The sequence below is a fragment of the Hafnia alvei genome, from assembly GCF_900095695.1.
Lineage (GTDB): Bacteria > Pseudomonadota > Gammaproteobacteria > Enterobacterales > Enterobacteriaceae > Hafnia > Hafnia alvei_B.
Map to the genome: position 1 here is coordinate 25,946 of NZ_FMIQ01000005.1, position 24,424 is coordinate 50,369.

26 protein-coding genes and 1 other annotated feature are annotated in these 24,424 nt (G+C 47.9%); of the genes, 21 read left to right on the forward strand and 5 right to left on the reverse strand.

The genetic code is table 11. The features are described 5' to 3' along the window. Window positions 1-32: 32 nt before the first annotated feature. Window positions 33-281 (reverse strand): DUF1480 family protein, encoded by a 249-nt coding sequence (locus tag BN1044_RS01195; RefSeq protein WP_025801259.1) that lies wholly within the window; start codon window positions 279-281, stop codon window positions 33-35. Window positions 282-596: 315 nt separating this feature from the next. Between BN1044_RS01195 and BN1044_RS24095 the strand changes: the two genes are divergently transcribed. After that, window positions 597-1,655: a methyl-accepting chemotaxis protein gene (locus tag BN1044_RS24095; RefSeq protein WP_072307213.1), complete on the forward strand. Its 1,059-nt coding sequence runs from the start codon at window positions 597-599 to the stop codon at window positions 1,653-1,655. Here BN1044_RS24095 and BN1044_RS01205 read toward each other — a convergent pair. From BN1044_RS01205 to ompC, 3 genes are all read right to left on the reverse strand, one after another. Next, entirely contained in the window at window positions 1,652-1,855 is a 204-nt protein-coding gene (locus BN1044_RS01205) for a DUF1482 family protein (RefSeq protein WP_072307214.1), read from the reverse strand. The two genes, BN1044_RS24095 and BN1044_RS01205, sit on opposite strands and share 4 nt — an antisense overlap. A gap of 187 nt (window positions 1,856-2,042) precedes the next feature. Beyond that, window positions 2,043-2,228: a GhoT/OrtT family toxin gene (locus BN1044_RS01210; RefSeq protein ID WP_072307215.1), complete on the reverse strand. Its 186-nt coding sequence runs from the start codon at window positions 2,226-2,228 to the stop codon at window positions 2,043-2,045. Between the two features lie 530 nt (window positions 2,229-2,758). Next, the gene (ompC, locus tag BN1044_RS01215; protein ID WP_072307216.1) at window positions 2,759-3,907 is read right to left on the reverse strand and encodes a porin OmpC; all 1,149 of its coding nucleotides are present in this window, start codon (window positions 3,905-3,907) and stop codon (window positions 2,759-2,761) included. A gap of 930 nt (window positions 3,908-4,837) precedes the next feature. Between ompC and thrS the strand changes: the two genes are divergently transcribed. The 18 genes from thrS to arnF all read left to right on the forward strand — a co-directional run bounded on the left by thrS (window position 4,838) and on the right by arnF (window position 22,240). Further along, on the forward strand, window positions 4,838-6,775 hold the full coding sequence (thrS, locus tag BN1044_RS01220; RefSeq protein ID WP_072307217.1) for a threonine--tRNA ligase: 1,938 nt from the start codon (window positions 4,838-4,840) through the stop codon (window positions 6,773-6,775). Further along, complete coding sequence (infC, locus tag BN1044_RS01225) at window positions 6,771-7,313, forward strand: translation initiation factor IF-3 (protein ID WP_025801265.1); 543 nt, start codon at window positions 6,771-6,773, stop codon at window positions 7,311-7,313. Before thrS ends, infC begins: the two co-directional genes overlap by 5 nt. A gap of 98 nt (window positions 7,314-7,411) precedes the next feature. After that, entirely contained in the window at window positions 7,412-7,609 is a 198-nt protein-coding gene (gene rpmI / locus BN1044_RS01230; protein WP_025801266.1) for a 50S ribosomal protein L35, read from the forward strand. Window positions 7,610-7,651: 42 nt separating this feature from the next. Then, a complete protein-coding gene (gene rplT, locus BN1044_RS01235) occupies window positions 7,652-8,008 on the forward strand; it encodes a 50S ribosomal protein L20 (protein WP_004089950.1) in 357 nt (118 codons plus the stop codon). Between the two features lie 125 nt (window positions 8,009-8,133). Continuing rightward, window positions 8,134-8,258: a sequence feature (Phe leader region), on the forward strand. Then, window positions 8,139-8,183: a pheST operon leader peptide PheM gene (gene pheM, locus BN1044_RS23260; protein WP_121626058.1), complete on the forward strand. Its 45-nt coding sequence runs from the start codon at window positions 8,139-8,141 to the stop codon at window positions 8,181-8,183. (Overlaps the previous feature by 45 nt.) A gap of 217 nt (window positions 8,259-8,475) precedes the next feature. Further along, a complete protein-coding gene (gene pheS / locus BN1044_RS01240; protein WP_025801267.1) occupies window positions 8,476-9,459 on the forward strand; it encodes a phenylalanine--tRNA ligase subunit alpha in 984 nt (327 codons plus the stop codon). Window positions 9,460-9,473: 14 nt separating this feature from the next. Beyond that, the gene (pheT, locus tag BN1044_RS01245) at window positions 9,474-11,861 is read left to right on the forward strand and encodes a phenylalanine--tRNA ligase subunit beta (RefSeq protein WP_072307218.1); all 2,388 of its coding nucleotides are present in this window, start codon (window positions 9,474-9,476) and stop codon (window positions 11,859-11,861) included. A gap of 4 nt (window positions 11,862-11,865) precedes the next feature. After that, a complete protein-coding gene (gene ihfA / locus BN1044_RS01250; protein ID WP_004089944.1) occupies window positions 11,866-12,162 on the forward strand; it encodes an integration host factor subunit alpha in 297 nt (98 codons plus the stop codon). 83 nt (window positions 12,163-12,245) lie between these two features. Then, window positions 12,246-12,443 carry a protein DsrB gene (gene dsrB / locus BN1044_RS01255; protein WP_072307219.1) on the forward strand — a complete coding sequence of 66 codons (198 nt, stop codon included), beginning with the start codon at window positions 12,246-12,248 and terminating at the stop codon, window positions 12,441-12,443. 58 nt (window positions 12,444-12,501) lie between these two features. Further along, the gene (btuC, locus tag BN1044_RS01260) at window positions 12,502-13,527 is read left to right on the forward strand and encodes a vitamin B12 ABC transporter permease BtuC (RefSeq protein WP_072307220.1); all 1,026 of its coding nucleotides are present in this window, start codon (window positions 12,502-12,504) and stop codon (window positions 13,525-13,527) included. Continuing rightward, window positions 13,527-14,321 (forward strand): vitamin B12 ABC transporter ATP-binding protein BtuD, encoded by a 795-nt coding sequence (gene btuD, locus BN1044_RS01265; RefSeq protein WP_072307221.1) that lies wholly within the window; start codon window positions 13,527-13,529, stop codon window positions 14,319-14,321. Before btuC ends, btuD begins: the two co-directional genes overlap by 1 nt. Before the next feature lie 438 nt (window positions 14,322-14,759). Then, window positions 14,760-15,908 carry a UDP-4-amino-4-deoxy-L-arabinose aminotransferase gene (arnB, locus tag BN1044_RS01270; protein ID WP_072307222.1) on the forward strand — a complete coding sequence of 383 codons (1,149 nt, stop codon included), beginning with the start codon at window positions 14,760-14,762 and terminating at the stop codon, window positions 15,906-15,908. Beyond that, complete coding sequence (arnC, locus tag BN1044_RS01275) at window positions 15,901-16,917, forward strand: undecaprenyl-phosphate 4-deoxy-4-formamido-L-arabinose transferase (protein ID WP_072307223.1); 1,017 nt, start codon at window positions 15,901-15,903, stop codon at window positions 16,915-16,917. The genes arnB and arnC overlap by 8 nt, the downstream gene beginning before the upstream one ends. After that, window positions 16,917-18,899, forward strand: coding sequence for a bifunctional UDP-4-amino-4-deoxy-L-arabinose formyltransferase/UDP-glucuronic acid oxidase ArnA (gene arnA / locus BN1044_RS01280; protein WP_072307224.1), 1,983 nt, complete (start codon window positions 16,917-16,919; stop codon window positions 18,897-18,899). Before arnC ends, arnA begins: the two co-directional genes overlap by 1 nt. Continuing rightward, entirely contained in the window at window positions 18,896-19,816 is a 921-nt protein-coding gene (gene arnD, locus BN1044_RS01285) for a 4-deoxy-4-formamido-L-arabinose-phosphoundecaprenol deformylase (RefSeq protein ID WP_072307225.1), read from the forward strand. Before arnA ends, arnD begins: the two co-directional genes overlap by 4 nt. After that, a complete protein-coding gene (gene arnT, locus BN1044_RS01290; protein WP_072307226.1) occupies window positions 19,813-21,468 on the forward strand; it encodes a lipid IV(A) 4-amino-4-deoxy-L-arabinosyltransferase in 1,656 nt (551 codons plus the stop codon). The genes arnD and arnT overlap by 4 nt, the downstream gene beginning before the upstream one ends. Continuing rightward, a complete protein-coding gene (arnE, locus tag BN1044_RS01295) occupies window positions 21,465-21,812 on the forward strand; it encodes a 4-amino-4-deoxy-L-arabinose-phosphoundecaprenol flippase subunit ArnE (protein ID WP_175421578.1) in 348 nt (115 codons plus the stop codon). The genes arnT and arnE overlap by 4 nt, the downstream gene beginning before the upstream one ends. After that, window positions 21,812-22,240 (forward strand): 4-amino-4-deoxy-L-arabinose-phosphoundecaprenol flippase subunit ArnF, encoded by a 429-nt coding sequence (gene arnF / locus BN1044_RS01300; protein WP_072307228.1) that lies wholly within the window; start codon window positions 21,812-21,814, stop codon window positions 22,238-22,240. Before arnE ends, arnF begins: the two co-directional genes overlap by 1 nt. Here the strand turns inward: arnF and BN1044_RS01305 are convergent. Beyond that, window positions 22,237-22,500: a YjbD family protein gene (locus BN1044_RS01305; RefSeq protein WP_040045005.1), complete on the reverse strand. Its 264-nt coding sequence runs from the start codon at window positions 22,498-22,500 to the stop codon at window positions 22,237-22,239. The genes arnF and BN1044_RS01305 overlap by 4 nt on opposite strands. 227 nt (window positions 22,501-22,727) lie before the next feature. Between BN1044_RS01305 and BN1044_RS01310 the strand changes: the two genes are divergently transcribed. Together BN1044_RS01310 and BN1044_RS01315 are read left to right on the forward strand one after the other, a co-directional pair. Beyond that, window positions 22,728-23,192, forward strand: coding sequence for an NlpC/P60 family protein (locus BN1044_RS01310; protein ID WP_072307229.1), 465 nt, complete (start codon window positions 22,728-22,730; stop codon window positions 23,190-23,192). A 164-nt stretch (window positions 23,193-23,356) separates the two neighbouring features. Beyond that, the gene (locus tag BN1044_RS01315; protein ID WP_072307230.1) at window positions 23,357-24,373 is read left to right on the forward strand and encodes a lipoate--protein ligase; all 1,017 of its coding nucleotides are present in this window, start codon (window positions 23,357-23,359) and stop codon (window positions 24,371-24,373) included. The last annotated feature ends 51 nt before the right edge of the window (window positions 24,374-24,424 follow it).

Here is a 24,424-nt window from a genome sequence, read left to right on the forward strand (position 1 = left end):
TTATCAAATTATCCTTGCCTAGGGCTTTCCCATTATGCAAAACGCATGACCCAAGCATCGCTCTGGCGATCGTAATGGTTGCGGTAAAGCAGGGCGTTTTTGCCATCTAGCAGCGCGGGAACGGTGGTTTGCTCATCCCAGCCGTCAAGCTGCATGCAAAGATCGGTGTTTGATTTGCAAGGTATGCTGAGCGTATGGCTCTTCAACTGGCTATCTGGCGTTTTTGACAGTTCTGCATCTTCCACTTCAAAGATCCCGATTCGAACGAATGATTTTCCCATAACTTCTCTCCTGATTGATTCATATACGTGTGCGGTTACCAGATGGCCCGTTATTTAGCATAGAAGGGGATAGGTTTTTTTCCACAAATAAACGGAATTCATTTCCATTTTAATTTTTGGCGCAGTGTTAACTCTTTATTTTTCTGGAATTTATCTGTCACATAAAAAATACAAAATTTTTACCGAAACATAATAACCATAAATATTTCGCGGCTTCTGTCGATAACCCTTATATGTCGTGCGGAGCGGTCAAGTGTGATTTGAATGGTCATGCACAATAGGTTGGCCTATCAGAGGTCAGGAGGGGTTTAGGCAATGTATACGCAATTAAAGCGGTGGTTTGGGCATAAACATGAGCGGCCGGTAAGGCAAATAACGACAGACTTAGCGCCAACATCGGAAGCCGTGTTGATAGAAGACGTTGATGTTACTCAGAAGTCATATGGTGAATTGTTGTGTCATAGCTTTCTTTCTGGCATCGGCGCGATAGAAATTATTCGAGACTCATTGCTGCACTCTAGCCAAAGCTTGATGGAAGAATTAGTGACGGTTGATGAGCTTAACCAAAAAAATGAACAGGCTCGTCTGGGAATGGGGCGGCTTGCTGAATTGGTTAGCCTCATTGAACAGCATTCCGGTGAGAGTATTGGCTACATTGACGAATTAATTGCTGTACTCAAAGGTATTAATAACAATATCGATGCGATTAATAAGCTTTCTAAACAGACCAATCTGTTGGCGATCAACTCAGCCATCGAGGCTGCCCATGTTGGTGGACGAGGGGCTGGATTCTCCGTTATTGCGAAAGAGATCAAACAGCTCTCTTCGGAGATTCAACTTCAGGCGGGAAATATTACCGCTTTGACTCAGGATATTAACCAGCATGCGAAAAGCGTGAGTGCGAGCGTTGGGGAAAATAATCAGTCCACACACGATATTCGTCACGCGACAGAACAGGCTTGCCAGATGTTACAGCAGGTTATTGAACTTTCAGCGCATATGCAGGAAATCATTCGCTTTATCGCCACCCAACAGTTTCTGAATACGGTTAAACTCGATCACGTTATTTGGAAAGTCAAAGTTTATGAACTGATATTACAACAAGATGAAGTTGCTGAAGTTAACAGCCATACGGATTGCCGCTTAGGGAAATGGTTCTATGGCGACGCGGGGCGGGAGTTTTCGCACCTTAGCAGCTTTGCTCAGCTTGAAGCTCCACACGCCGAAGTGCATCGTTCTGGCCGAGAGGCATTGGTGGCATTTAGGGCAGGTGACGATCCGCATTTAAAGGCAAGTTTAGCCACTATGGAGCACGCCAGCACGTTGGTGATTAAGCGGATTGACGAACTCTTGCTGCAAATCGGTCCACATTAGAACAGGTGAGGGAAGTCAGCAGCGCGGGTTGCTGGCTGCCAAAAATCGTCTAGTACATTTTCAAGCGGGATACATCCGCCGCGTTGAATTCGCTGCACATTCATCTCGCGTACACATTGCTCTTCCGTATCAAAACCACCAAGGTACAAGCTTTCACAAGGGCCGCTCAGATAACAGACCATCATAACGAGTGCGTACATAACAAACCTTTATTCATTCAGCGGAATTCATTCGGGTGTTCTATTCAATTCTACCCAAGGAATTTTTTATTTTCTCGTATGATACTTAATCTAAGATAAATCTTATAACAACAGCATTTATTAAATTCTGAGCGATTAACCTACTCACTATCCTTATAAAATAACGCTGCTACAAGGCTATGCTACATCACATAAATGCCCAAAATAACAAAACAATGGGAAAACTCATTGGCCATGTTAATCCAATCAGTATGGCAGTGAAGATCCTGATTTTGAGCGAGGGGTCAGCGCAGGCTTTGAAAGTCAGTAACGCGGAGATGATTGAGCCGATCAAATATACCGTTTTTATAAAGGCCCATGCTGCTGGATACATCTAATTACCTTGGTTTATGAAGTAGCTATAAAATCAAAAAAAAACAACTCACTGCGAGTGAAGACAAATGCCTCAATCGGAACATAAAATGGGATATTGAGATATCGAAAACTAACGTTAGCTAGTGTAACAAATTATGACTGAAAAAACATCGATATCTAAACTGAAAAATACGAACGAAACTCAGCAGCGCTGTTCATTTATTTATACACGTAATAGATAAAAATCATCTCGTCCTTTTCTTATTATAATGCATAAAAAATGAATATTCATGCGCGATGCGCCCTTAAAGCCTTTTATTACCGGCGGGTTATTATATGTGGATGTTTCTATGCATCGATGAGGCTATCGCTTTTTATGACAACAGTTCTTTCTGCTTATCTGCGGATGCTGGCATTTCATCTAGCGCTGAAAGTTATGTGTTTTTAAATTCTATTTCCTGCTCTTAAAATAAAAAAAGCCCGGTATAATACCGAGCTAAAGGCTGTTAATATTTACTTTATTATTTTTTATTGATCATGGTGCTGCTCTTAGAACTGGTAAACAATCCCTAATGCTACGGTATCATCAGTGTCAATACCCGCTGAACGAGTAAAGTCGTTATCATCGATCATGTTAATTTTATAATCGACATACGTAGACATGTTTTTATTAAAGAAGTAGGTTGCACCAATATCGATAAAGTTAACCAATTTCTGATCGCCATAATCGCGAGATGCGCCATTGCTGCCTAAGTCTTTACCTTCAACATAGTTCCAGCCGACGAAAGGTTGCAAGCCGAAATCAAAGGTATAACCAGTATACATTTCTACGCCTTGCGCTTTGTTTGCGTAACCATAGGCTTCGTTATGGTCATTAGAGTTACCAAAACGAATCGCGTTATAGGATTGTGTATAGTTTGCCGCGGCATAATAACCGCTGTTTTCGTATTTCACGCCCACAGTATAAGCTTCGGCCTTATCACCATTACCCATAATATCATTATAGCGACCACCTTTACCGCCGCTGTTCTGGTCGTTGGTTCGGTCAGATTGGAAGTAGGCACCACCGAGGCTAAAACCATAGCCCAGATCGTAAGAGAGTGATAAACCGTAACCATCACCATTTTGGCTTAATACATCACGGCCATCTTTGTTTTCGGTTGGGTCGTCATTTTTACCTTGATACTGAATGCCGAAGTTTAGGCCATCGACCAAGCCGAAGAAATCACGGTTATGGTAGGTTAGCACGCCGCCAGCGCGTTGGAACATGAAGTTATCAGCGCCAACGGTGCTACCGTCAAACTCTGGCTGCATATCGGTCCAAGCCATGATGTCGTAAATAATCCCAGAATTACGCCCGTAATCCAAAGAGCCATAATCCCCGAATTTAAGGCCGGCGAAACCGAAACGGCTAAAGTTTCTATTATCTTCGCCTTCAGTATGGTTTAGGTTTGCTTGATATTCCCACATGCCATAGCCGGTCAGCATATCCGTAATTTGCGTTTCGCCACTGAAACCACCACGGACATAAGAGTGATCGCCATCGGAGTTATCATTATCTGAAATATAGTGAAGGCCATCGACTTTGAAATGTAAGTCTAGTTTATTGCCATCTTTATTATAAATTTCGGCAGCATGGGCTGCTCCTGCTAATGCCATTAATGTTGGTATTACCACTGCGAGAACTTTGCGTTTCATTTTATTTTCCTTAACCTTTATTATTGCATTGATGCCAATTGCTTTTTTTATACTCAACAATATTAACTCATTTTTATGAACTAAATAAGCTAAGTGCTGTCGATATTGTCGGCTTTGCGGATGGAGTAAAAGCGCAAAAAATGCGGAATTAAATAAAAGTTTGAATATGATAACTCTCACTTGTTTGGTTTACTTACGTTAAGATCTAGCTTTTGAACTATATCGTCAATCACCGTTAATAGTTTTATTGGCTTAAGCACCTTTTGTTAATTTGATTTCTAATCATAGGAATACTATTTTTAGGCCACTGCATGCCAATGCAGATTACGTAGTATGTCTTACTATGAATATTCATTCTTTTCATTCTTTTCATTATTTTTATTGCCGGGATTCTTCCCGGCGTTTTATTTTTATATTTAAAGATTAAAAAATATAATTCCTTTTATGCAGCCTCGTTATATTTATTAATGACCCGTACGTTATTTTATTGGATGGCATAAATATGCAACCATAGCCGCCGTTCTCTAGTCAGTTTTCAGTCAATGGTCATCAGGTACAGCAAAATATGGACCTACGAAGTTGAACAGCCCGTCATCACTATGAACTTTCACTGAGTGTGATCTGTTTGAAAAATTTGGAAATGCCTTTTCTTTAACCCGCTGTTATTTGATCTAACGTAACATCTGCCAAGTTGAGAGCAGGTAAGAATCGCTGTGTAGCCGTGTTTTTGTTTAACCCATTCTCTGTGGGTGTTAATATCGGCAGTAGTGGGTGTGAGTATTCAGGGGTGCATAGCGTTTTATGTATCACGCTGCGTACATATCTTGCAAAGTACAGCAGGATGGCGCCCATAAAACGATGATTTTAAATACAAATTGTTTTCTATATGTGGCCTGTCGTGTGGGTCACCACTGTAGATAAGGAATATAAATGCCTGTTATTACACTTCCTGACGGTAGTCAGCGCCAGTTCGACAAACCTGTATCCGTAATGGATATTGCTATGGACATCGGACCTGGCTTGGCGAAAGCCTGCATTGCGGGTCGCGTTAACGGTGAGCTGGTTGATGCTTGCGATCCGATTACACAAGACGCCAGTGTTTCCATCATTACCGCAAAAGATCAGGAAGGCTTGGAAATTATCCGCCATTCCTGCGCGCATCTTTTGGGTCATGCGATCAAACAGCTGTGGCCGAACACTAAAATGGCCATTGGCCCGGTGATCGACAATGGTTTCTACTACGATGTAGACCTTGATCATACCCTGACGCAGGAAGATCTTGAGCTGCTCGACAAGCGTATGCATGAGCTGGCAGATAAAGATTACGACGTGATTAAGAAAAAAGTGAGCTGGCAAGAAGCCCGTGACGCTTTTGAAGCACGTCAGGAACCATATAAAGTGGCGATTCTGGATGAGAACATCAGTCGCGATGACCAGCCGGGTCTGTATCACCACGAAGAATATATCGACATGTGCCGTGGACCGCACGTGCCAAATATGCGTTTCTGCCACCATTTCAAACTGCAGAAGTCGTCTGGTGCCTACTGGCGCGGCGATAGCAATAATACCGTTTTACAGCGTATCTACGGCACCGCATGGGCAGATAAAAAGCAGTTAAATGCCTATCTGCAGCGTCTGGAAGAAGCCGCAAAACGCGACCACCGCAAAATCGGCAAGCAGCTCGACCTGTATCATATGCAGGAAGAAGCGCCGGGTATGGTGTTCTGGCATAACGACGGCTGGACTATCTTCCGTGAGTTGGAAGCGTTCGTTCGCGTTAAACTGAAAGAATACGATTATCAGGAAGTAAAAGGTCCGTTCATGATGGACCGAGTACTGTGGGAAAAAACAGGGCACTGGGAGAACTATAAAGATGCAATGTTCACCACGTCTTCGGAAAACCGCGAGTACTGCATTAAACCAATGAACTGTCCAGGTCACGTTCAGATCTTCAACCAAGGTCTGAAATCTTATCGTGATTTGCCACTGCGTATGGGTGAGTTCGGTAGCTGTCATCGTAACGAGCCTTCGGGTTCACTGCATGGCCTGATGCGCGTGCGTGGATTCACTCAGGATGATGCGCATATTTTCTGTACTGAAGAGCAGATCCGCGATGAAGTAAACAGCTGTATCAAGATGGTATACGACATGTATAGCATCTTCGGCTTTGAAAAAATCGTGGTGAAACTGTCTACTCGTCCAGAAAAACGTATCGGCAGCGATGAAATCTGGGATCGTGCGGAAGAAGACTTGGCCGCAGCGCTGAAAGAAAACGGCATTCCGTTTGAATATCAGCCGGGTGAGGGCGCTTTCTACGGACCTAAGATTGAGTTTACTCTGCATGACTGTTTGGATCGTGCATGGCAATGTGGTACTGTGCAGCTCGACTTCTCGTTACCAGGCCGTTTAAACGCGTCTTACGTGGGTGAAAACAACGAACGTTTAGTTCCGGTGATGATTCACCGTGCTATTCTTGGTTCGATGGAACGCTTCATTGGTATCCTGACTGAAGAGTATGCTGGGTTCTACCCAACTTGGCTCGCACCAGTACAGGTACAGGTGATGAATATCACCGATGCACAGGCTGATTATGTCGATGAATTAACCAAAAAGCTGCAAGCTGCTGGTATTCGTGCGAAATCAGACTTGAGAAACGAGAAGATAGGCTTTAAAATCCGCGAACACACTTTACGTCGTGTCCCATACATGTTGGTTTGTGGCGACAAAGAGGTCGAATCTGGCAAAGTAGCCGTTCGTACCCGCCGCGGCAAAGACTTGGGAACCATGGATGTAAATGAAGTGATCGAAAAGCTGCAAAAAGAGATTCGCAGCCGTAGTCTTCACCAATTAGAGGAATCGAGTTATTAAAGGCGGAAAAAGAGTTCAACCGGCGCGTCCTAATCGCATCAACAGAGAAATTCGCGCCCAAGAGGTTCGCTTAACAGGCGTTGATGGCGAGCAGATTGGTATTGTCAGTCTGAATGAAGCTTTGGAAAAGGCTGAGGAAGCGGGCGTTGATTTAGTAGAAATCAGCCCAAATGCCGAGCCGCCAGTTTGTCGAATCATGGATTACGGCAAATTCCTCTATGAGAAGAGTAAGGCCACCAAAGAACAGAAGAAGAAGCAAAAGATTGTTCAGGTTAAGGAAATCAAATTCCGACCTGGAACCGACGATGGCGACTACCAGGTAAAACTCCGCAGCCTGGTTCGCTTTCTGGAAGATGGCGATAAAGCCAAAATCACTCTGCGTTTCCGTGGACGTGAAATGGCGCACCAACAGATCGGTATGGAAGTGCTTAACCGCGTGAAAGAAGATCTGAGTGAACTGGCAGTAGTCGAATCCTTCCCTACGAAGATCGAAGGCCGTCAGATGATCATGGTGCTCGCACCTAAGAAGAAACAGTAAGGCTCTCAAGTAATACTGCCAGCGATAGGTTTCGGTCTGTCGCTGGCGTTATTCGCCTCACTGATTCATGTAATTAACAATGCGAAGTGGAAATCGAAATGCCAAAGATTAAAACTGTGCGTGGCGCTGCCAAGCGCTTCAAAAAAACCGCCGGTGGTGGTTTTAAGCGTAAACATGCTAACCTGCGTCATATTTTGACCAAAAAATCTACTAAGCGTAAGCGTCATCTGCGTCCAAAAGGTCTGGTTTCCAAAGGGGATCTGGGCTTGGTCGTAGCGTGCTTGCCGTACGCATAAGTAAACATTTTTTGAATCAAGATTAAGACTTAAGGAGAGCATATGGCTCGCGTAAAACGTGGTGTAATTGCACGCGCACGTCACAAAAAAGTAATGAAGCAGGCGAAAGGCTACTACGGTGCCCGTTCGCGCGTCTATCGTGTTGCCTTCCAGGCAGTAATCAAAGCAGGCCAGTACGCTTACCGTGACCGTCGTCAACGTAAACGTCAGTTCCGTCAGCTGTGGATTGCACGTATTAACGCTGCTGCACGTCAGAACGGCATCTCTTACAGCCGTTTCATCAATGGTCTGAAAAAGGCTTCTGTTGAAATCGACCGTAAGATCCTGGCTGACATCGCTGTATTCGACAAAGTAGCGTTTGCTGCTCTGGTAGAAAAAGCGAAATCTGCTCTGGCGTAAGCCATCAGATAAAAGAGGGAGCTTGCTCCCTCTTTTGCTTTTTGTTGTTTGGCTTGTGTTTAGCTTGACATTCGGCCCGCTAAGTTTTTCAATAGAATCAGTTTTTTCACTTTTTTAAGGTAATGCAAGCATGCACGCTGCTATTTTCCGTTTCTTTTTTTACTTTAGCGCCTGAATTCAGGAGGCTTTGCGCGTAAGAAAAGAAACGAAAAATAGCGCTGAAAGCCTCCCTCGTGGAGGCTTTTTTTTTGCTTTAACATGGTTTACCGATTTAGGTTTATTCATGAGCGCACTTAAGACGATCGATACCCCCAAATGTGTGAAGTTGCGCCAGGGCAGCGTCAAGCATGAAGGGTATATACCCAGAGCATTTGAAGTGGCGGTTTCTATAGCAGCAACTTCAAGTGCGAAGGGGAGACTCTCACCATCGACAATCGGGCCTAACAGGCTGGAAGAAGAGGAAAGCAATGCCACATCTCGCAGAGTTGGTTGCCCAAGCAAAGGCAGCCGTAGAGAATGCTCAGGATATTGCCACGCTAGATAACGTGCGTGTTGAATATTTGGGTAAGAAAGGCCATTTGACGCTGCAGATGACGTCACTGCGCGAACTGCCAGCAGAAGAGCGTCCCGCTGCGGGTGCTGTGATTAACCAGGCTAAACAGGAAGTTCAGGAAGCTCTGAATGCCCGTAAATCAGATCTGGAATCGGCAGCGCTCAATGCCCGTCTGGCCGAGGAAACCATCGATGTATCTATGCCAGGTCGTCGTATGGAAAACGGTGGCCTCCACCCAGTGACCCGCACTATTGAACGTATTGAAACGTTCTTTGGCGAATTGGGTTTTGCCGTTGAAACTGGCCCAGAAATCGAAGATGACTATCACAACTTCGACGCTTTAAATATTCCTGCTCATCATCCAGCGCGCGCAGACCACGATACTTTCTGGTTCGATGCAAAACGCCTGCTGCGTACCCAAACTTCGGGTGTGCAGATCCGCACCATGAAAGAACAGCAGCCGCCAATTCGCATCATTGCGCCGGGCCGTGTCTATCGTAACGACTACGATCAGACCCACACGCCAATGTTCCATCAAATGGAAGGCCTGATTGTTGATAAAGATATTAGCTTTACCAACTTGAAAGGCACGCTGCACGATTTCCTGAATAACTTCTTTGAAGAAGACTTGCAGATTCGTTTCCGTCCTTCTTATTTCCCGTTCACCGAGCCTTCCGCCGAAGTTGACGTGATGGGCAAAAATGGCAAATGGCTGGAAGTATTAGGCTGCGGTATGGTGCATCCAAACGTGCTGCGTAACGTAGGTATCGATCCAGAAGTTTACTCTGGTTTTGCATTCGGGATGGGCATGGAGCGTTTAACCATGTTGCGCTATGGCGTAACCGATCTGCGTGCATTCTTCGAAAACGATCTGCGTTTCCTCAAACAGTTTAAGTAAGGCGGGATTATCACATGAAATTCAGTGAACTCTGGTTGCGCGAGTGGGTTAATCCTGCCATTAGCAGCGAAGCATTATCCGAACAAATTACAATGGCCGGTCTGGAAGTTGACGACGTAGAACCGGTTGCTGGCGAATTTAACGGCGTTTTTGTGGGTGAAGTGGTTGAGTGCGGCCAACATCCAAACGCAGACAAACTGCGTGTCACTAAAGTTAACGTGGGCGGTGAGCGTCTGTTAGATATCGTTTGCGGTGCACTAAACTGTCGTAAAGGCCTGAAAGTCGCTGTTGCGACTATTGGCGCGGTATTGCCTGGTGATTTTAAAATTAAAGCGGCGAAACTGCGCGGTGAGCCTTCAGAAGGGATGCTGTGCTCGTTCTCTGAGCTGGGTATTTCCGAAGATCACGACGGCATTATTGAATTGCCTGCAGATGCGCCTATCGGCACCGATATCCGTGAATACCTGAAGCTCAATGATAACGCGATTGAAATCAGCGTAACGCCTAACCGTGCAGATTGCTTAGGGATTATTGGCGTTGCACGTGATGTTGCCGTGCTGAACAAGCTAACTCTGAACGTACCTGCGATGGATGCGGTTCCAGCAGCAATTCATGACACCTTCCCAATTACGGTTGAAGCGACCGATGCGTGCCCACGCTATTTGGGCCGTGTGGTGAAAGGTATCAACGTTAAGGCCGCAACGCCATTGTGGATGCGTGAAAAACTGCGTCGTTGTGGGATCCGTTCAATCGATCCGGTGGTTGATGTAACCAACTATGTTCTGTTGGAACTGGGTCAGCCGATGCATGCGTTTGATTTAAACCGCCTAGAAGGTGGCATCGTTGTGCGCATGGCGAAAGAGGGCGAAAAGCTGACTCTGCTGGACGGCAATGAAGCCACGCTGGCGGCTGATACCTTAGTGATTGCCGATCAGCAAAAAGCACTGGCAATGGGCGGTATCTTCGGTGGCGAACACTCTGGTGTGAACGAAGAAACACAAGATGTTCTGCTGGAATGCGCATACTTCAACCCGCTGTCTATCACCGGTCGTGCACGCCGTCAGGGTCTGCATACCGATGCTTCTCACCGCTACGAACGCGGCGTGGATCCGGCATTGCAAGCCGCGGCGATGGAACGTGCGACACGTTTGCTGATTGATATCTGCGGTGGTCAAGCTGGCCCAGTCATTGATGTCACCAACGAAGCAACGCTGCCTAAGCGCGCCACGATCACGCTACGTCGTGAAAAATTGGATCGTTTAATTGGTCATCACGTTGAAGACGCACAGGTTACCGATATCCTTGAACGTTTAGGCTGTAAGGTCAGCTTTGCCAACGATACTTGGCAGGCAGTTGCACCAAGCTGGCGTTTCGATATGGAAATCGAAGAAGATTTAGTGGAAGAAGTTGCCCGTGTTTACGGTTACAACAATATTCCAAACGTGCCGGTGAAAGCTGATCTGATCATGACCGCTCATCGTGAAGCTAACTTGCCGCTTAAGCGCGTGAAAACAATGCTGGTCGATCGTGGCTATCAAGAAGCGATCACCTATAGCTTTGTTGATCCTAAGGTTCAGGCTCTGTTGCATCCGGTGGAAGAAGCGCTGATTTTGCCAAGCCCAATCTCGGTAGAAATGTCAGCGATGCGCCTGTCTCTGTGGAGCGGTTTGCTGTCTGCGGTGGTCTATAATCAAAATCGTCAACAGTCACGTGTACGTTTGTTCGAAACGGGTCTACGCTTTGTTCCTGATACTGCAGCTAATCTGGGTATCCGTCAGGATGTCATGCTGGCCGGTGTGATCGCGGGTAACCGTAATGAAGAGCACTGGAATTTGGAACGTCAGGTTGTCGATTTCTACGATCTGAAAGGTGATTTAGAAGCTATTTTAGATTTGACCGGTAAATTGGATGACGTCCAATTTAAAGCAGAAACTAACCCTGCTTTACATCCGGGACAGAGTGCGGCAATTTATTTAGCAGGCAAACGCGTTGGTTTCATTGGTGTTGTTCATCCTGATCTGGAACGTAAACTGGATCTGAATGGTCGCACCGTGGTGTTTGAAATTGAGTGGGAAGCCCTTGCAGAGCGCCGTATTCCGCAGGCTCGCGAGGTTTCACGCTATCCTGCCAACCGTCGTGATATCGCCGTTGTGGTGGCTGAAAATGTCCCTGCAGAAGATATTTTGGCAGAGTGTAAGAAAGTTGGCGTAAATCAGGTAGTTGGCGTAAACTTGTTTGACGTGTACCGTGGTAAGGGTGTTGCCGAGGGTTATAAGAGCCTCGCAATCAGTCTGGTATTGCAAGATACCACCCGTACACTGGAAGAAGAGGAGATTGCCGCTACCGTCGCAAAATGTGTAGAGGCATTAAAACAGCGATTCCAAGCATCCTTGAGGGATTGAACTTATGGCGCTTACTAAAGCTGAAATGTCTGAACACCTGTTTGAGAAGCTTGGGCTTAGCAAACGGGATGCCAAAGACCTCGTAGAAATATTTTTCGAAGAGGTTCGCCGCGCTCTGGAAAATGGTGAACAGGTTAAGTTGTCCGGTTTCGGTAACTTTGATCTGCGCGACAAAAACCAGAGACCGGGACGTAACCCGAAAACCGGGGAAGATATCCCGATTACGGCGCGCCGTGTTGTTACTTTCCGTCCGGGGCAGAAGCTCAAGAGCCGGGTCGAGAACGCGACACCGAAAGAGTAATACGCAAAACAAAAAGGCCGCCTGCGGGTGGCCTTTTTCTTATCTAACGTCCATTAACTCTGATATTGCGAGAAAATCTATAGATGAAAGTGAATGACCTCGTTAGTGTTAAAACCGATGGTGGCCCGCGCCGAATTGGTAAAATTGTTGAAGTTGAAGAATTCAGTGAAGGGGTGATGTATTTAGTTACTCTGGATGGTTATCCAAATGGCGTATGGTTTTTTAACGAAATAGATAGCCATGATGGTACATTTGTTGAGCCTTATCACGGTGATGAATAGCCGAAATTCATTATTGTACCCACACCCGATGTTTTATTAGATCACTTTAATTAGCCCTATGCCAAACGCCGACACGCCAACACTTTCATATTTCTCCCTATTGCAGCAGCGCCAGAAGCAGCACGATCGCCGAAAATTGTGGTTCCTAACGCTATTTTTGCTGTTCGCAGTGATAGTCAGCTTGTGCGCGGGCGATCTCTGGATGTGGCCCACGCAGTGGCTAAGCGAAAGTGCCCAGCTTTTTGTCTGGCAGCTCCGCTTACCACGGGTGTTAGCGGTGATGACCGTCGGTGCTGCGCTGGCTATATCTGGTGCGGTGATGCAGGCGCTGTTTGATAATCCGCTGGCTGAACCGGGGCTTTTGGGGGTCTCCAACGGCGCAGGTGTCGCGCTTGTATTAGCAGTATTACTCGGTCAGAGTTTGCTCCCCGTGTGGGTGCTCAGCACCTGTGCGATTATCGGTGCGCTGGCGATTACCGCTTTACTAATGATATTTGCACACCGCAAATCGCTGACAAATTCTAGGCTGCTGTTGATTGGTGTGGCGCTAGGTATTGCCTGTAGCGCCGTGATGACGTGGGCGGTATATTTCAGCTCCAGCTTGGATTTACGCCAACTGATGTATTGGCTGATGGGCGGATTCAGCGGCGTTGATTGGCGGCAGAAATGGCTGGTAGCCGCGCTCATTCCGGTATTCGTTTGGCTGCTGTATCAGGGAAAAGTACTTAACTTGATGTCTCTGGGCGATATCCAAGCGCGACAGCTTGGACTCTCGCTGGTGGTGTGGCGCAATTTACTGGTGGTGGCGATTGGCTGGCTAGTTGGCGTAAGCGTTGCGCTGGCGGGCGTGATTGGCTTTGTCGGATTAGTTGTGCCGCACATGCTGCGGCTGATGGGGATCACCGATCATCGTGCACTTTTACCTGCCTGTGCACTGGGTGGTGCCGGTGTGTTGCTGTTTGCCGATGTGGTGGCGCGCGTAGCACTTTTCTCCGCCGAGTTGCCGATTGGTGTGGTGACATCGTCGCTCGGTGCCCCTATTTTTATCTGGATGTTGCTGCGACCACGGAGTGTCAAAGCCTAATGGTGAATCAAAACAGAGATTTTCTTCCGCTGAACTGTCTTTCGTTAAACAACGTCTCCGCCGGGACGCGTCTATTACCTTTTAGTGCGCAGGTGAAGCGTGGGGCGCTTATTCATATCATTGGGCCGAATGGCGCAGGTAAAAGCACGTTGCTATCGCGCATCGCCGGTATTTTACCCGGTGAAGGCGCGATTATGCTTAATCAGATCGATATTGAAAAACTCACCGCGACCGAGCTGGCCCGCTATCGCGCCTATCTACATCAGCAGCAACAGCCTAGCGCAGTGATGCCTGTTTTTCAGTTTCTGGCGCTGCACCAGCCCGCAGGCTGTGATGGGGAGCTGGCTGATGGCGTGGTCGACTATCTGGCAGAAACGCTTAACTTAAGCGATAAACTGGCACGTCCACTAACCCATCTTTCTGGCGGTGAGTGGCAGCGGGTGCGTATCGCTGCCGTGTGTTTGCAGATATGGCCAACGCTCAATCCCCAAGCATCGCTTTTGTTGCTGGATGAGCCGATGAACAGTCTGGACATTAGCCAGCAGGCGGCGGTGGATCGGTTGCTCAAGCAGCTTACTCAGCTTGGGATTTGCGTCATCGTCAGTGCGCATGATTTGAACCATACCCAGAGACACGCACAGCAGGTTTGGATGCTCAAGGCTGGGGTGGTATCACAACAAGGTGCCGCAAGGGACGTGATGACGGTGCAAAATCTTTCTGCGCTGTTTGAAATAGACTTTCGTGAATTAGAAAGCGAGGGGCAACGCTGGTTTGTTTATACCCTTCATCCTTGAAGCTGCTTCGGTGTTGGCTACGCTCATCGGGATTTACTCACTTGCCGCGTTACTCGGCGATGCCTCGCCCCGTTGGTGCCAGCGCAATCGCTGTTCAAAAGTCTGGAGCCTTTTGTGAAGCAACTCCAATTATTTTGGGTATAACAGACTTAATATTAAATATAGTTAAGCAAATTAATAGCAGGGTAAGTAAATATTTAATTAACTATTACGTTAAATTTTCGATTTAATTCACTTAAATCAATATTCCTTCAACCAATCCCATACTTTTTCCCCATCATCCGCTATGTTTAGACTGCGTTTAGCTTAATGTTAATCTAAGCTTTTATACTTATTCTCAGCATAGACAAGCGCTAAGACACGCTTTGGTATTTGTAGTCGCTTTGATTAAGTGCTTCAAATTGGATGCCTCGGCATAGAACAAATATAAGGTAACGGATGAAAGAGTTTCTCCCATTTTCTGTCCCCTCAATGGGGGAGGATGAAATCGCTGCGGTTGCTGAGGTATTACGTTCAGGATGGATCACCACGGGCCCTAAATGCCAGCAGCTCGAATCTGCTTTCAGCCAGTACGTTGGTGCGAAACACGCCATTGCCGTGAGCTCTGCTACCGGCGGGATGCACGTGACGCTAATGGCGCTGGGCATTGGCGCGGGAGATGAGGTCATTACGCCATCCCAAACCTGGGTGTCGACGATCAATATTATTACTCTGCTAGGCGCAGAGCCGGTGATGGTTGACGTTGATCGGGATACCTTGATGGTTCAGCCCGCTCAGATTGAAGCGGCCATTACCGAAAAAACCAAGGCAATTATCCCGGTTCACTATGCGGGTGCCCCAGCAGATTTAACGGCGTTAAGAGAGATTGCGGCGCGACACCATATTCCACTGATCGAAGATGCGGCCCATGCGGTCGGCACGCGTTTTGGTGATGAAATGATTGGATCGCAGGGAACCGCGATTTTCTCGTTCCACGCCATTAAAAATATGACCTGTGCCGAAGGCGGCATGGTGGTAACCGATGATGATGAGCTGGCTGATAAAGTTCGTTGCTTTAAGTTTCACGGACTCGCGGTTGATGCGTTCGATCGTCAGGCTCTGGGGCGCAAACCTCAGGCCGAAGTTGTCGCCCCAGGCTATAAATATAACTTAGCGGATATCAATGCGGCGATTGCGTTAGTTCAGCTGGAAAAACTTCCTGCGATGAATGCGCGCCGCCAAGAGCTGGTTGCTCGTTATCGCAAGGCGCTTCAAGGTTCACCTTTGTTGCCGCTAACCGTTCCGGAATATCCACATCATCATGCATGGCACCTGTTTATGGTACGTGTGGATAAAGACCGGTGCGGAGTCGATCGCAATACCATGATGGAAAAGCTGAAAGAGCATGGCATCGGCACCGGCCTACATTTCCGTGCTGCGCATACCCAAAAATATTATCGGGAAAAATACCCCGAACTTTGTTTACCTAATACCGAATGGAACTCGGCAAGTTTGATGACCTTACCTCTGTTCCCTGATATGCAAGACAGCGATGTGGATCGCGTTGTGAAGGCAATATCTGACATTCTGGAGTCCTGTAGTGAGTAATAGTGAAGTGAGTAAAAATACGGATAACACAATAAAAAAAGTGTCCGTGGTTATTCCTGTCTTTAATGAGCAGGAAAGTTTGCCTATTTTAATTAAACGTACCCATGCGGCCTGTGAGTTGTTAAATAAGCCGTATGAAATTATTTTGATTGATGACGGTAGCCATGATGCTTCTGCGGAAATATTAACGCAGGCGGCTGAGATCCCAGAAAACCATATTGTTGCTGTGCTTTTAAACCGTAACTATGGTCAGCACTCGGCTATTATGGCTGGCTTCAATCAGGTTTCTGGCGATCTAATTATTACCCTCGATGCGGATTTACAAAATCCACCGGAAGAGATCCCGCGCTTGGTTGAAACGGCAGAGCAGGGCTATGACGTGGTCGGCACCGTTCGTGCCAAACGCAAAGACACCTGGTTCCGCAAAACGGCTTCGAAGATGATCAATATGATGATTCAAAAGGCCACCGGCAAATCAATGGGCGATTACGGCTGTATGCTGCGCGCCTACCGTCGCCCTATTATTGAAGCCATGCTGCATTGCCACGAACGCAGCACCTTTATTCCTATTCTGGCCAATACGTTTGCCCGTCGAACCATTGAAATTGATGTTCGCCACGATGAGCGCGAATTTGGGGAATCGAAGTACAGCTTCTTAAAACTCATCAATCTGATGTATGACCTCGTGACCTGCTTGACCACCACGCCTTTGCGCCTTTTGAGCATTGTCGGCAGCGTGATTGCGCTTTCAGGCTTCACTCTGGCGGTCTTACTTATCGCGATGCGTTTGATTTTTGGTCCAACATGGGCCGCTGAAGGGGTATTCACGCTGTTTGCCGTGCTGTTTACCTTCATCGGCGCTCAGTTCGTTGGGCTGGGATTATTAGGCGAGTACATCGGTCGTATCTACAACGATGTGCGCGCACGTCCACGCTATTTTGTGCAAAAAATTGTCTCCGCAGACGCGTTGAAGACCCATGAATCTGTTGAACAACAGGAAGAAGAGTAATGAAAGCCATTGTATTTGCTTACCATGATATCGGCTGTGCAGGACTGAAAGCGCTGAAAGATGCGGGTTATGAAATCTCTGCCGTGTTTACCCACACTGACGAACCCGGTGAGAACCATTTCTATGGTTCAGTTGCACGTGTTGCTGCCGAAATGGAACTGCCTGTTTATGCACCAGATAACGTCAATCATCCCCTGTGGATCGATCGCATTAAGGCACTGAAGCCGGACGTTATTTTCTCATTCTACTACCGCAACATGCTGTGCCAGGACATTCTGGATATCGCACCTCGCGGCAGTTGGAATCTGCATGGTTCACTGCTGCCTAAATATCGTGGTCGTGCACCGGTTAACTGGGCTCTGGTTCATGGTGAAGCGCAAACGGGCGTAACACTACATCAAATGACGCGTAAAGCGGATGCCGGCGATATCGCCGGACAGTTAGCGGTGGATATTGCTGCTGACGACACAGCACTGACGCTGCATGGAAAAATTCGCGACGCGGCGGTTACTCTGTTAGGCCAGCAGTTGCCATTAATCAAAAATGGTGGTGTAGAAACAACGGCTCAAGATGAGTCTCAGGCGACCTACTTTGGGCGTCGTACTGCCGCAGATGGCCTAATTGACTGGAATAAGTCTGCAACAGTGGTTCACAATTTGGTCCGTGCGGTAACCGAACCTTACCCTGGTGCATTTAGCTACTTAGGTGATAGAAAAATTACCGTGTGGCGTAGCCGAGTGATCGAAGATAAATCAGGCAGCAAGCCGGGTACGGTGCTGTCGGCCAAACCTCTGGTTATCGCCTGCGGTGAAAACGCGCTGGAGATCGTCACCGGGCAAAGCGATGCAGGCTTGTATGCGCAGGGTTCTCAACTTGCCAACGAGATGGGCATTGTGGCGAAAGTTCGCCTGTGGGATAAGCCGAACAGCCTGATCAAACGCCGCACGCGTGTACTGATCCTGGGCGTAAACGGCTTTATCGGTAACCATCTGACAGAACGTTTGCTGCAAGATGATAATTTCGATATCTACGGGTTGGATATTGGCTCTGATGCCATTGAGCGCTTTATTGGCAATCCGCGTTTCCACTTCGTTGAGGGCGACATCAGTATCCATAACGAGTGGATCGAATATCACATCAAAAAATGTGACGTGATCCTGCCGTTGGTCGCGATTGCTACACCGATTGAATATACCCGCAATCCATTGAAAGTGTTCGAGTTAGACTTCGAACAAAACCTGAAGATTGTGCGTGACTGCGTGAAATATCAAAAACGTATCGTGTTCCCATCCACTTCAGAAGTGTATGGCATGTGCAACGATAAAGACTTTGATGAAGATACCTCTAACCTGATTGTTGGCCCGATCAACAAACAGCGCTGGATTTACTCGGTGTCTAAGCAGCTGTTAGACCGCGTTATTTGGGCTTACGGTGCGAAGAACGAGCTTAACTTTACGCTGTTCCGTCCGTTTAACTGGATGGGACCACGTTTGGATAACCTGAATGCGGCGCGTATCGGTAGCTCACGTGCGATCACCCAGTTGATCCTGAATCTGGTTGAAGGTTCTCCGATTAAGCTGGTAGACGGCGGGGCGCAGAAGCGTTGCTTTACCGATATCAGCGACGGTATCGAAGCGCTGTTCCGCATTATTGAGAACAAAGACGACAACTGTAACGGGCAGATTATCAATATCGGTAACCCTGATAACGAAGCCAGTATTCGTGAACTGGGTGAAATGCTGTTGGATTGCTTTGAGCGTCATCCACTGCGTTCTCACTTCCCGCCATTTGCCGGTTTCAAAGAGATTGAAAGCAGCAGCTACTACGGTAAAGGCTATCAGGACGTTGAGCATCGTAAACCAAGCATCACCAATGCGAAACGCCTGCTGCATTGGGCTCCAACGGTTGAAATGCAACAAACCGTTGAAGAAACGCTGGATTACTTCCTGCGTACCGTAGATCTCAGCGGCGAGGCACAATGAAACGGGTTGGCCTGAGAATTGACGTTGATACGTTTCGCGGTACCCGTGATGGGGTGCCGCAGTTATTAACCATGCTACAAAAGCATGACGTCTTAGGGAGTTTTTTCTTTAGCGTGGGGCCAGACAATATGGGACGCCATTTATGGCGCCTACTGAAGCCGCGCTTTTTGTGGAAGATGCTTCGTTCTCAGGCCGCTTCGCTGTATGGATGGGATATTTTACTGGCCGGCACCTGCTGGCCAGGCAAATTAATTGGCAAGCCTCACGAGCTTATCATTCGTCATACCGCAACATCGGGACACGAAGTGGGGCTGCATTCATGGGACCACCACGGCTGGCAAAAGAACGTGGGTCGTTGGTCTGATGCGCGACTCAAGCGTGAGTTTGAACGCGGTTTAGCGGAAATGCAGCGCATTTTAGGCTATGCGGTAGATTGCTCTGCGGTGGCGGGCTGGCGTGCCGATCAGCGCGTTGTGGATATGAAGCAATCCTACGGCATGCGCTACAACAGCGATTGCCGCGGGACGCAGCCGTTTATTCCTCAACTCAGTAATGGTCAACACGGCACGGTGCAAATCCCCGTTACGTTACCGACTTACGATGAAGCGGTAGGGACGTTAACCACCGATGCTCAGTTTAATGATTTCATCATCGATGCGATCAAAAACGACAAAGGCACTCCGGTCTATACCATTCATGCCGAAGTGGAAGGGATCGTAAAAGCTGAGATGTTTGAGCAGCTGTTGATCCGATTAAAAGCCGAAAACATTGAATTTTGCCCGTTGTCTGTGCTGTTGCCAAACGATAGGGCGCAGCTCCCAACGGGACGTATCGTTCGTTCATCATTTGAAGGGCGGGAAGGCTGGCTTGGTTGTCAGGCTCCTGCTGTAGAAAACCCAGCGGAGACGTCTTTGTGAGAGTGATTAAAACACTGTCCGGCTTATTGTTCGCCTTGCTGTACCTGTTACCTCTGAACTGGCGTCCGCTCTGGCAGCCAGATGAAACCCGTTATGCAGAAATCAGCCGCGAGATGCTTGCCCGCGGCGATTGGACCGTGCCGCATTTACTGGGGCTTCGCTATTTTGAAAAGCCTGTTGCAGGATATTGGATTAACAACATCAGCCAATGGCTGTTTGGTGACAATAACTTTGCCGTGCGTTTTGGTCCAGTATTCTGTACCGCGCTAAGCACGCTGTTAGTCTATTGGCTGGCCATGCTGATTTGGAAAAACAGCCGCACGGCGATTTTGGCGGCGGTCATCTATTTCAGCATGTTCTTGGTATACGCGGTTGGCACCTATAGCGTGCTAGACCCGATGATCACGCTGTGGATGTCGGCGGCGATGGTGAGTTTCTATCTCACCTTGAAGGCAACTACGCCGAAAGCCAAAGTCGGTGCCTACGTGCTGCTCGGTATTGCGTGTGGCATGGGCTTTATGACCAAAGGGTTCTTAGCCTTAGCGTTACCGGTTATCAGCGTTCTGCCGATTGTTATCCAACAAAAACGTGTTAAAGAGCTGTTTTTGTTTGGGCCCATTGCGGTGGTGGTGGCTGCGATCCTGAGTGCTCCGTGGGCGTGGAGTATCTATCTACGCGAGCCTGATTTCTGGAATTACTTCTTCTGGGTTGAGCATATCCAGCGTTTCGCCGAGTCTGATGCCCAGCACAAAGCCCCGTTCTGGTACTATTTACCGGTGCTAGTGGCCGGAGTAATGCCGTGGTTAGCGTTATTGCCGGGAGCCATTCGTCACGGCTGGCGCGGTTTCCATCCGGATAGATTCTTCCTGCTCAGCTGGCTGGTAATGCCATTCCTGTTCTTTAGCATCGCGAAAGGCAAGCTGCCCACGTACATTTTGCCTTGCATGGCACCGCTGGCGTTGCTGATGGCGCATTATGCTTCCGAGCTGGTGGCAAAAGGGCAATGGCGAACGTTTAAAGTCAACGCGGTGATTAACATCTTGTTTGGCGTAGTGGGTGCGATTGCCGTATCGGTTATGGCGCTCGGCCACTTTGAGTCGCCACTGTATGGAACCGGTGAGTTCGGTGAGTTGAGCACCATCTTGATCGGCGTGGTGTGCTTTGCTGGCTGGTCGATATTTGGTGTGATTGCGCTGGTGCGAGGCGGCAAAAACTGGCTCTGGTCGGCAGTGTGTCCGTTGGTGTTAGGATTGCTTATCGCGCAGGCTATTCCCCAGAAGATCGAGAATAGCAAAAACCCTCAGGCTTTTATTGACGATATGATGCCGCAGTTAGCCAGCAGTCGCTATGTATTAAGCGATGAGGTGGGTATTGCCGCTGGGCTGGCGTGGGAACTCAAACGCAGCGATATTCTGATGTTTGATTATTCGGGTGAGTTGAGATACGGCCTAGGGTATCCTGACGCTAAAGGCCATCGCATCAATAAAAACGAATTTGCTGGGTGGTTAACCAACGCGCGCAAAGAGGGCAACGTGAGCTTGATGATCCATCTCTCCAGAGATGAAACGCTCGATCACGAAGGCTTACCTAAGGCCGATAGCGTTGAACAACGAGGTCGTTACGTCGTGTTGTTCTACAAGAAAAGCGAATAATGAGTTACTTGCTCCTTCTGCTCGCCAGCGTTTTTACCTGCGGCGGGCAACTTTGCCAAAAACAAGCGGTGGTGTGCTGGCAACAGCGCCCACCGTCTTCACGCCTAGCCACAACGTTACGCTGGTTACTCGCCGCCTGTTGCTCGCTCGGTATCGCAATGCTGCTATGGCTGCTGGTTCTACAGCGGCTGCCGCTGGGCGTTGCGTATCCGATGCTGAGTATTAACTTCGTGCTGATCACGCTGTGCGCGCACTATTGGTTTGGTGAAAAAGCGGGTGTGCGACATTGGTGTGGGGTGGCGTTAATTATGCTGGGCATTTATCTAATGAGTCGTGGACTGTGATGAAAAAAGGCTATGTTTGGGCCGCGTGCAGCATTGTTTTAGTCAGTGTGGCACAGGTGCTAATGAAGTCAGGCATGGCGGATATTCCTATTCTTTCGTCGCTAGAGATTGAGCCGCTGACTTTACTCATTGCCTATGCAACCCCCTTGCTGGTGGTGAGCCTAGGGATTTTGGGCTATGTGATGTCGATGGTGTGCTGGTTTTGCGCTCTACGCTATTTGCCGCTTAGCCGAGCGTATCCGCTTTTAAGTTTAAGCTATGCATTGGTTTACGTGGCGGCTATTGCGTTACCTTGGCTGAATGAAACCGTGAGCTGGACGAAAACGGCAGGCGTGATCGCGATATTGGCGGGCGTTTGGTTAATTACTAGCGGCAAACAGGAGACTCCCCACCCGCATGAGCAGGGAGTCGGGTCGAAAAGCGATTAGCGCAAACCGCGAGAATGGTTGTTTTTAGACCAGCTAAAGGTTTCGTCGCTAGGCACAACTTTCTGTTTTTTCTTCTCTGCGCGCACTTTCTTAGCTTCTTTATCCATTTCTAACGCAATTTCTTTCAGCATCTCATCTTTGATTTTGCCTTTTTCGGCATTGGTTAGCGGGCGATCTAAACTTTTTCTGGCCTGAGCCTGTCTTACTTGTACTCGTTGTAGTTGGCTTTCATTCAGGTCTTTTAAAGTCAGTTTTTTCATCGTGCGCACCTTGAGTCAGATTTCATTAGCGTCAGTATTACACAGACATGCGTATTTACAGTTAATAAATGCGGATATTCTAAAATTCCCGCTGACGTAGCAAAAAAATCACGCTAAATTTGCATAATTCTGACTTAGCACGTAAATATGTAGATAATTCGTACAATTTACCAATGAGAACGAACCTAGGTTATGGCTAGGTAAATAAGATAAGCAAAAGGGAAATTATGCGTCTTGGCTTTTTAGTGGTAGTGGCAAGTTTGGTGTTGGCAGGCTGTAGCCATAATGCGCCGCCGCCAAGCGGAAAATTATCTGATTCAATCGCCGTGGTGGCGCAGTTGAACGATCAGCTACGCCAATGGAACGGTGCGCCGTATCGTTACGGCGGGTTAGAGCGTAACGGCGTTGACTGCTCGGGCTTTGTCTATCGCACTTTCCGTGACCGTTTTGAAATGCAGCTGCCTCGTACTACTAAGCAGCAAACTTCACTGGGTACGAAGGTCGATCGCGATGAATTAATGCCTGGCGATCTGGTCTTTTTCAAAACCGGCAGCGGTGAAAACGGTTTGCATGTGGGTATTTACGATACCGATGAAACGTTTATTCACGCCTCAACCAGTAAGGGCGTTACCCGTTCTTCATTAGATAATGTTTATTGGCGCAAAGTCTATTGGCAGGCAAGACGCTTATAGTTTTTTAGCCATATAGTTTTTAGTTATAATCCTAATTATTTAAAGCGCCCTTAATATGGGCGTTTTTTTATACGGATATAACGCCAAGATAGCCTATTCCTGCCGCAGTTAGCGCGGCGAAATGTTATTATATTCTCTATGCAAAGAATAACCGGAATTGACGGATGACCACTTTACGCTTATTGATTTCAGACTCTTATGACCCTTGGTTTAATTTGGCGGTGGAGGAGTGCATATTTCGTCAAATGGCACCCACGCAGCGGGTGTTATTTTTGTGGCGTAATAACGACACCGTGGTGATTGGACGGGCGCAAAATCCGTGGAAAGAGTGCAATACCCGGCGCATGAGCGAGGATGGCGTGAAATTAGCCCGCCGAAGCAGTGGCGGAGGTGCGGTATTCCACGATTTAGGTAATACCTGCTTTACCTTTATGGCAGGTAAGCCCGAATACGATAAAACAATTTCAACCGGCATTATTCTTAATGCGTTGCGCAGCCTAGGTCTTGCTGCCGATGCCTCTGGCCGTAATGACTTAGTGGTCACCACCGCTGATGGCGAGCGCAAAGTATCCGGTTCAGCTTACCGTGAAACCATGGATCGCGGTTTTCATCATGGCACACTGCTGCTGAATGCCGATCTGAGCCGCTTGGCTAATTACCTGCATCCCGATCCGAAGAAGTTACAGGCAAAAGGGGTTACGTCGGTGCGTTCCCGCGTGGCCAATCTAGTAGAACTGATGCCTGATATTACCCATGAGAAAATCTGCACGGCGCTCGCCGAAGCGTTCTTCGCACACTATGGCGAGCGCGTTGAGGCTGAACATATTTCACCGCGCTATGAGCCAGATATGCCTAATTTCAGCGAACAGTTCCTGAAGCAAAGCAGTTGGGCATGGAACTTTGGTCAAGCGCCATCGTTCACGCATCAGTTGGATGAACGCTTTGTATGGGGCGGCGTTGAGCTGCACTTCGACATTGAACGCGGGCTGATTACGCGCGCTCAGATGTTTACCGACAGCTTAAACCCCGCTCCGCTAGAAATGCTTGCCCAGCGTTTGCACAACGTGGCTTATCGTAGCGATGAAATGGGTGTAGTTGTGGAACAGTTAGCGCAGGAATTCCCTGAACAGCAGGCGGAACTGCATGAACTGAAGCAGTGGCTATCGCAGCAAGTGAAATAAACCCGCCATACCCGCACAGAGTGCCGGTGTTTATATCGAGTCATGCCCTCT

Bases quoted from the DNA above. Each gene is read 5' to 3' on its own strand.
- BN1044_RS01195 (WP_025801259.1), bottom strand. From the start codon at position 281: ATGGGAAAATCATTCGTTCGAATCGGGATCTTTGAAGTGGAAGATGCA.
- BN1044_RS24095 (WP_072307213.1), top strand. From the start codon at position 597: ATGTATACGCAATTAAAGCGGTGGTTTGGGCATAAACATGAGCGGCCG.
- BN1044_RS01205 (WP_072307214.1), bottom strand. From the start codon at position 1,855: ATGTACGCACTCGTTATGATGGTCTGTTATCTGAGCGGCCCTTGTGAA.
- BN1044_RS01210 (WP_072307215.1), bottom strand. From the start codon at position 2,228: ATGTATCCAGCAGCATGGGCCTTTATAAAAACGGTATATTTGATCGGC.
- ompC (WP_072307216.1), bottom strand. From the start codon at position 3,907: ATGAAACGCAAAGTTCTCGCAGTGGTAATACCAACATTAATGGCATTA.
- thrS (WP_072307217.1), top strand. From the start codon at position 4,838: ATGCCTGTTATTACACTTCCTGACGGTAGTCAGCGCCAGTTCGACAAA.
- rpmI (WP_025801266.1), top strand. From the start codon at position 7,412: ATGCCAAAGATTAAAACTGTGCGTGGCGCTGCCAAGCGCTTCAAAAAA.
- rplT (WP_004089950.1), top strand. From the start codon at position 7,652: ATGGCTCGCGTAAAACGTGGTGTAATTGCACGCGCACGTCACAAAAAA.
- pheS (WP_025801267.1), top strand. From the start codon at position 8,476: ATGCCACATCTCGCAGAGTTGGTTGCCCAAGCAAAGGCAGCCGTAGAG.
- pheT (WP_072307218.1), top strand. From the start codon at position 9,474: ATGAAATTCAGTGAACTCTGGTTGCGCGAGTGGGTTAATCCTGCCATT.
- ihfA (WP_004089944.1), top strand. From the start codon at position 11,866: ATGGCGCTTACTAAAGCTGAAATGTCTGAACACCTGTTTGAGAAGCTT.
- dsrB (WP_072307219.1), top strand. From the start codon at position 12,246: ATGAAAGTGAATGACCTCGTTAGTGTTAAAACCGATGGTGGCCCGCGC.
- btuC (WP_072307220.1), top strand. From the start codon at position 12,502: ATGCCAAACGCCGACACGCCAACACTTTCATATTTCTCCCTATTGCAG.
- btuD (WP_072307221.1), top strand. From the start codon at position 13,527: ATGGTGAATCAAAACAGAGATTTTCTTCCGCTGAACTGTCTTTCGTTA.
- arnB (WP_072307222.1), top strand. From the start codon at position 14,760: ATGAAAGAGTTTCTCCCATTTTCTGTCCCCTCAATGGGGGAGGATGAA.
- arnA (WP_072307224.1), top strand. From the start codon at position 16,917: ATGAAAGCCATTGTATTTGCTTACCATGATATCGGCTGTGCAGGACTG.
- arnD (WP_072307225.1), top strand. From the start codon at position 18,896: ATGAAACGGGTTGGCCTGAGAATTGACGTTGATACGTTTCGCGGTACC.
- arnF (WP_072307228.1), top strand. From the start codon at position 21,812: ATGAAAAAAGGCTATGTTTGGGCCGCGTGCAGCATTGTTTTAGTCAGT.
- BN1044_RS01305 (WP_040045005.1), bottom strand. From the start codon at position 22,500: ATGAAAAAACTGACTTTAAAAGACCTGAATGAAAGCCAACTACAACGA.
- BN1044_RS01310 (WP_072307229.1), top strand. From the start codon at position 22,728: ATGCGTCTTGGCTTTTTAGTGGTAGTGGCAAGTTTGGTGTTGGCAGGC.
- BN1044_RS01315 (WP_072307230.1), top strand. From the start codon at position 23,357: ATGACCACTTTACGCTTATTGATTTCAGACTCTTATGACCCTTGGTTT.